The organism is Butyrivibrio sp. (assembly GCF_024699075.1).
In genome coordinates this window covers 1-3,889 of sequence record NZ_JAILQF010000316.1, presented here as the reverse complement: position 1 = coordinate 3,889, position 3,889 = coordinate 1, and the positions used below count along the sequence as shown (strand labels likewise).

General features: G+C 37.4%; 3 protein-coding genes and 1 pseudogene. 3 read left to right on the top strand and 1 reads right to left on the bottom strand.

What is annotated here, in order from left to right; genetic code table 11:
* The 3 genes from K6G87_RS12670 to K6G87_RS12660 form a co-directional block, all read left to right on the top strand.
* A partial coding sequence (locus K6G87_RS12670) for a hypothetical protein (RefSeq protein WP_296837848.1) occupies nt 1-294 on the top strand: 294 nt, incomplete at its 5' end.
* Nucleotides 295-302: 8 nt separating this feature from the next.
* The gene (locus K6G87_RS12665; protein WP_296837845.1) at nt 303-827 is read left to right on the top strand and encodes a GNAT family N-acetyltransferase; all 525 of its coding nucleotides are present in this window, start codon (nt 303-305) and stop codon (nt 825-827) included.
* Between the two features lie 139 nt (nt 828-966).
* Nucleotides 967-2,589, top strand: a complete 1,623-nt coding sequence (locus K6G87_RS12660) for an RNA polymerase sigma factor (RefSeq protein WP_296837843.1) — start codon at nt 967-969, stop codon at nt 2,587-2,589.
* A gap of 263 nt (nt 2,590-2,852) precedes the next feature.
* On the opposite strand, the pseudogene K6G87_RS12655 reads toward K6G87_RS12660, so the two are convergent.
* Nucleotides 2,853-3,889, bottom strand: a pseudogene (locus K6G87_RS12655) (hypothetical protein); the annotation flags it as partial.

Sequence of the window (3,889 nt, the reverse complement as noted above, 5' to 3'; positions counted from 1 at the left end):
GAAAAAGAGTTTAATGAATGTTTATCCAATCCTGATCTGGAAAATATATTCGAGACACATGGATGGAAATATGTAAAAGATTTTTATTCTGACATGCCAGAAGTTTCAGATGGCGAAGAATACTACTATTTGTTTAAGCTTGATGATGAAAAGAGTAACAATACTGCATTTGCAAATACATTTCTTGGAATACAGTGTTTACGAAACGAAGATAAAGCTATACGCTTGCAATGCAAAGTTATCCGTTCAGATGATGATCAAAATCATTTCTGGCTACTTAGAAAAAAGAAATGAGGTTATAAATGGACAATCCGAAATTAGCTTTAGTCTCTCCATCTAAAGATATGGAAGAACAAATTCTTCAGTATAAAAAAGAGCACTTTGACTATGGCGATATGCAGGTCCACGGTACAGGTGGACTTGCATACTATGATAATTTTGACGAATGGCTAGCTCATATAAACACAATTAAAGATATGAATCCCGAGACCGGAGTACGAACAAGTACCTTCTTTTCCAAACGCATCTCAGATGGAAAGCTTATTGGATGCATCAAGATTCATCACTCTTTATCGGATGACATAAAAAGTGGCGGACATATTGCTTATGGCATAAGACCGTCTGAGCGCAAAAAGGGTTATGGGAAAGCCCAGCTAGAACTATGCCTGGAATTCGCCAGACAGATTCCTCTCCATCAAGTAATCATAGCTTGTGATAAAGGCAATATAGCTTCAGCAAGCACTGCCATATGCTACGGCGGAATATTGACTGATGAGTTTGAAGAAGATGGTGTGATAAAGCAACACTACACAATTGAACTTACATAAAATGTGTGTTATGGTCTGTCAAGTGGCAGGCCATTTTTTAATTGCCAGATTGAAAAAGATGAAAAAAATTTGTAGAATCCACCAAACCTTGCGGCAAATTCTGCGACTAATAAGAGAAGCTTCAAAAAAGGGGTACCCAATGGACAAAAATAACATAACAGAATATGCCGACGAACTCATGAAAGTTGCCGTGAGTAAATGTGACAATCTTGAAGATGCCAAAGATCTTGTGCAGGAAACTTTGCTGACCGCGCTTACATCTATAAGCAAAGGCAAGGTGATATCAGAACCTAAAAGCTGGCTTATGACGGTATTAAATCACAAATATTACGATATGCTCAGACAAAGGTACAGAAAGCCCACTGTCTGCATAGATGAAATTGGTGAAATACCTGATGAAAGCTCTTCCTCCGATAGTTCTGAAGACGCAGAGAATATTCGGCGCTGCCTTGCTACGCTTGCCGGTATCTACCGTGAAGTCCTAGTCCAACATTATATGAATGGTAAAAGTGTATTAGAGATATCTCAACTGCTCAAAATTCCTGAAGATACAGTTAAGACCAGATTGTTTACAGGCAGAAAGCATATTCAGAAGGAGTTTACAATGGAAACTTATACTAAGCAAAGTTATGAACCTGATGATCTTTTTATTTGTAACGCAGGTCAGATTGGATATGATGACGAACCCTGGTCTCTTGTAGGAGATGACCGTATTAAGATGAATCTGTTGATATTGGCTTATCAAAAGCCAATTACACTAAGTGAATTATCTAAGGCTATCGGCATCCCAACTGCTTATATTGAACCAATAGTAGCTACTCTTGTTGCAGGACAATTGATGAAGAGGGTCTCTGATAAAGTATATACTGATTTTATTATCTACTCAGAGCAAGACCGAATGGATAATTTCAATATCCAGTTGAATTTGGCAAAAGAACTTTGTGATGGAATATGGCATATCGTATCCGAAGGTCTTGATGAACTACGCCAGAACAATTTTTATAAAAAGCAAAGTTTAGATCAAGCACTTAAACTGGAAAGCTTTTTCTTTTTAAGAACCATTACATCAGCTACATTAGACGTTAGAGATGAAGCCTGCGGAGGAAGAGAATCCTCAGAGCATTACCCGGAAAGACCTAATGGAGGAAGATGGTATGCTATGGGTAATCTTTATCCTCACGGTTATGATTATGAAAATTGCCCTTATAGTAAATTTCATATGAGTGGTGAATGCGTTCATACACGGCAAAATCTTCTCGGTGCAAAAGAAATAAGCATGTGTAGTTATGATACAGATTCATCAGTTTTGGGAGCAAATTATCATGACAACAGCGATGATTCCTATCTAAAATTTGTATATTCAATATATTCAGGAAAAACAGATATGCTGGAGATGCTTGATAAAAAGCTTTTGGAAGGCATCAATGAGATTCTGGAATTCAATATCATGTATCGTGATAATGAAGGTCAGTTAAAAATCAATATTCCTGTTATAACCATGTCAGACCGCTGGACTTTGTATTCACTAAGTAATAAATACTCCAAAGAAATAGCTGAAGAATATCGCGATAAAATAGTAGCCCTGGTTAAAAATCCCGTGAAGCTTCCAAATCATCTTAAGTCTGTTCCTAATTGGATTAAATATCTTAATTGTTGTAATCTTTTCCCTTCAGCAATTATATCTGAAGCAAAAGATAGGGGGCTATTTCTAAAAGGATATAATAAACCGGCGCCTGCAGTAATACTCTGCGTCAAAAAATAACTCTCAATTAAATATATAAGCCTGTATAGCTCTACATCTCGTGCACCATAAAAAGCTCTTCTGACTGTACCCACGGGCAAGCCCGTGGGGGTCTGATTGGCAAGTGTAGCTTGTAATCGTACATCATTTTCAGACTTTGGAGTTACAAGTGTAAATCTGTTTAAATCAGGACTTTTATTACCAAGCAGTCCAACGACCACATTAGCGGTAAATTTTTGCTTTTAAGCAAGGAAGTACAGTCAATCTCCCTGATTATTAAGTTGTTAAGCTATTTTAATTCCACTGTTTAATATTTTAAGTTTATTAGCCTTAATCCAAGTGATTAAGGCTTTTTCTCTGTTGTATTGTTCCTCAAATTTTGTATTGCATTTATTTTTATCTATATCACGCGTCATATGATCATAGCAGTATAGCAGAAACGATGAATACCAATCCCTCTGTACTTCAGTACCATCATGTAGTTTAAACAATCTGTCGGACAGCTTCTTTTTTATATAAACATCTGCTGTATGATCATACTGCGAAGCCCTGTAGTTATTCGGGACTTCTATATATGTGCCACCTGTGGCTTTGAATTTCTTCTCTACATTTGACTGAAAACCTCCTGGGCATCTGTTTTTTATGGATTTACCGAACCGCTTTTTCCTGTTAAATCTACCCTTGTCGTTCTTAGTGGTTTCCATAGCTCGCTTCATGAGCTTGCTTGCATTTTTAGGCTCAGTAACAAATACATCTCCAAGACTCCGCAAGTGATTTACATCCTCTTTTATTGCAAGATTTCTGTTTACAGCATTGATGCGACATAATTCAGAATGTCTGGCTCTCAGTTTCTTATAATGATTTGAGTATTTCCAAGTCTTATGACCTTTCTTTACAGTACCCTCATCATTGTAATTCTGTGGGTTGGTTGCTTTCCTTGACCTGTCCATAGCACGATAGAGCAGACGTTCTTTCCGTTCGGAAGTCTGTATACTATTGCCACGCTCCGAAAGGTTCTTCAACCCTACCTCTATATTAGAAGTGTAGGCAATGGTCTGAGTGCCAATATCCGCACCTATCATACCTTTGACGTATTTATGACGGGGATTGCCATATTTATCGTATTTCGGTTTCGCCTTACCTTCAATGGTTAAGTGTAAATATACCCGGTATTTACCCCTTATCATTTTGGAAACGAGTGTAGCATAGCAAGGTCTGTATGTATCGATACAATGTGCATCTTCAATGAGTGTATTAACAGCTTTTTTATCCATAATTTCAGGTTCAGCAAGATAAGCTAAAACAGCATTTACTTCGTCTG